This window comes from Frankia sp. AiPa1 (genome assembly GCF_023243075.1).
Lineage (GTDB): Bacteria > Actinomycetota > Actinomycetes > Frankiales > Frankiaceae > Frankia.
Genome location: NZ_JALKFZ020000089.1, coordinates 1 through 2,293, shown reverse-complemented (window position 1 = coordinate 2,293; position 2,293 = coordinate 1). Strand labels below are relative to the sequence as shown.

5 protein-coding genes are annotated in these 2,293 nt (G+C 66.7%); 2 read left to right on the top strand and 3 right to left on the bottom strand.

Going from position 1 to position 2,293, the window contains the following annotated elements:
• Positions 1 to 73 precede the first annotated feature (73 nt).
• From MXD95_RS07605 to MXD95_RS07595, 3 genes are all read right to left on the bottom strand, one after another.
• Positions 74 to 955: a helix-turn-helix domain-containing protein gene (locus MXD95_RS07605; RefSeq protein ID WP_250639830.1), complete on the bottom strand. Its 882-nt coding sequence runs from the start codon at positions 953 to 955 to the stop codon at positions 74 to 76.
• Positions 942 to 1,388, bottom strand: a complete 447-nt coding sequence (locus MXD95_RS07600; RefSeq protein WP_518455381.1) for a DUF6879 family protein — start codon at positions 1,386 to 1,388, stop codon at positions 942 to 944. Before MXD95_RS07600 ends, MXD95_RS07605 begins: the two co-directional genes overlap by 14 nt.
• Before the next feature lie 62 nt (positions 1,389 to 1,450).
• The gene (locus tag MXD95_RS07595) at positions 1,451 to 1,681 is read right to left on the bottom strand and encodes a hypothetical protein (RefSeq protein ID WP_250639828.1); all 231 of its coding nucleotides are present in this window, start codon (positions 1,679 to 1,681) and stop codon (positions 1,451 to 1,453) included.
• Positions 1,682 to 1,918: 237 nt separating this feature from the next.
• On the opposite strand from MXD95_RS07595, the gene MXD95_RS07590 reads away from it, so the two are divergent.
• On the top strand, positions 1,919 to 2,041 hold the full coding sequence (locus MXD95_RS07590; RefSeq protein ID WP_250639827.1) for a type I restriction-modification system subunit M N-terminal domain-containing protein: 123 nt from the start codon (positions 1,919 to 1,921) through the stop codon (positions 2,039 to 2,041).
• Between the two features lie 58 nt (positions 2,042 to 2,099).
• On the top strand, positions 2,100 to 2,293 hold a 194-nt coding region (locus MXD95_RS07585; protein WP_250639826.1), incomplete at its 3' end, for a hypothetical protein.

The window sequence follows — 2,293 nt, the reverse complement described above, 5'->3', positions numbered from 1 at the left end:
CGCCGCGGCACAGGCGCGGGACCCAGGCCGGCGCGCCGTCCACAACTCAGGGCAAACCTTGCCGGACGCGGCACTAGGCGCCATCGTCGGCGAGCTCGGCAGCGAGGTCGTCCAGGACGCGGGTGATGATGGTGCGTGCGGTGGCGCCGTAGCTGGCAACCGTGGCGAGCTGGTCGAAGATGCCCCCATAGAGCTCGATCTCCTGAGGCTGGGCCAGGTTGAGCTCGGCGGAGAAGGTCTCAACCATGACCAGCTCCTGGTCCAGCAGCCAGAAGCCGTGCGCCGGCGCGACGACGTACCGGGTCGGGAAGCCGATGATCCCCAGGCGGACGTTCCGTAGCGTCGACAGCGACACCAGCCGGTCGAGCTGGGCCATCATCACCTCGACCGGACACAGTCGGTACCGCAGCGCCGCCTCGGTGAGCACAAAGTGGAACCGCTTGTCGGAGCGGTACAGCATCTCCTGGCGCTGCATCCGGATCCGGATGGCGTCATCGACCCCGCCGGGCACCTTGAACACCGTCACTGTCTCGGCGAACCGCGCACGGGCGTACTCCGCGGTCTGCAGGAGCCCAGGGATCACGGTCGGCTCGAACGCACGGAACAACCGGGTCCGAGCGTCGAGATCGACGAGTTCGCTCTGGTGCTGACGCAACCCGGAGGAAAGCTGGCGGCGCCACTCGGCGTGCTGCAGCTCCAGCGTGTGCAGGGACGCGAGCAGCCCCTCGATCTTCCCCTCGGCCCCGGTGGCCTCAGCCCAGACGCGGATATCCCCGTCAGTCGGCGTCTGGCGACCGTTCTCCAACTTCGAGATCTTCGACGCGGGCCAGGACACGGACTCCGCGAGCTGCCGGCCGGTGACCCCGGCCCGCAGGCGCATTTCACGCAGCCGCAACCCCAGGGCGCGACGCGCCTCGTCGACGCTGGTCGCACCGGTCGATCTAGTCGGCGACAAAGTCATCCCGTCGGACGGCGTGGTGCCAGGCGGCATCGCGCCAGTAGTTGTGCTGGATCACGGTCGCAGGGTCCGTGATGATCTCCCCGCCGAGGAAGGTCAGGTCGTCGGCGAAGTGCATCCGGACGAGCAGCCGGGAGTCGAACAGCCAGTAGTCGTGGCTCGGTAGGTCGGCGGCCTGCTCGCGGGGCAGGTAGCGGATGTCCTCACCCGCGGCATTGGTGAACTGCGAGCAGTACACCCCGAACCGGCTGTAGTCACTCAACGGCACCGTGACGACCCGCACTCGAGCGAACCGCCGTCCCTCGGCCGTCGCGCCACGGATCATGGTCAGCCAGCCCTGAAACCAGCCAAGATCTACTGCTTCGCCGGCCGTGAACTGCCGCAGCGCGTCGGCTTCGTACGACACCTGGTAGTCGTCCCGCGCTTCCAGTCGGAACGCGGTGTGCTCGAAGCTCCGGAACAGCCGGTCGAACTCCCCGCCGATCAGCAGACTCAGCGGTCCACCTCTTCCCGCACACCCATCTCTTGATCGTTCGCGGCGAACCGCAACAACGCCTTCGGTACCTCGACGAACGTCTCGCCCTCCAGCACGTCCTTCAGGTCCGCCAGCGCCTCCGGATCGGTCACCGTCCACCCCTGGATGACGTAGGTGTCACGATCCGTCGCGTAGAGCGTGGGGCACTGACCCGCCTGCGAGTCCGTACCGAGCAGCGTCAGCCGCATGAGGCCATCCTCCTCGAACATGCGCGAAAGATTCGACCTCATCGTCGGTTCGTGGGACTGGGATGGTCAAGGGGTGGCGACCGCTTCTTCGCCCGCAGATCGTCCCCACCCCGGCGGGGAGGGCAGCGGCCTATCGATCGGCTGGCGACCGCGGCTGCTGTCTGGCTCGGCACGACACGATGGGCGGGAGGCATGACGCGTGCCGTTGATACGTGTACGTACCGGTAGGCTCCCTACGTGCTGACGGGTGATCTACGGAGCAGGATTGATCGGGTCTGGGACGCCTTCTGGTCAGGTGGGATCTCCAATCCACTGGAGGTCATCGAACAGATCACCTATCTGATGTTCATCTCGCTTTGACCTGCTGATTCTGCGCCTGCAACTGGCCTGTCTCGGCGTCGAGCCGGGGTTCACGAAGTTGCGTGTCCGCCTCCAGGAGATCGCCGATGCGCTGCTCGGGCAGACCAGTATCCCGCTGGTACTCGCCCAGGCCGATCTCCTGGAAGAGCTAGGCACCGACGAGTGGTGGCAGGACGTCACCGGATTCGCGCCGTGGATGCCCCGGCCTTCAGGTCGGGGAGGAGACGGCGCCCCACGCTGGAACACATACTC

Coding starts and splice junctions, on each gene's coding strand:
- MXD95_RS07595 (WP_250639828.1), bottom strand. CDS start 1,681: ATGCGGCTGACGCTGCTCGGTACGGACTCGCAGGCGGGTCAGTGCCCC.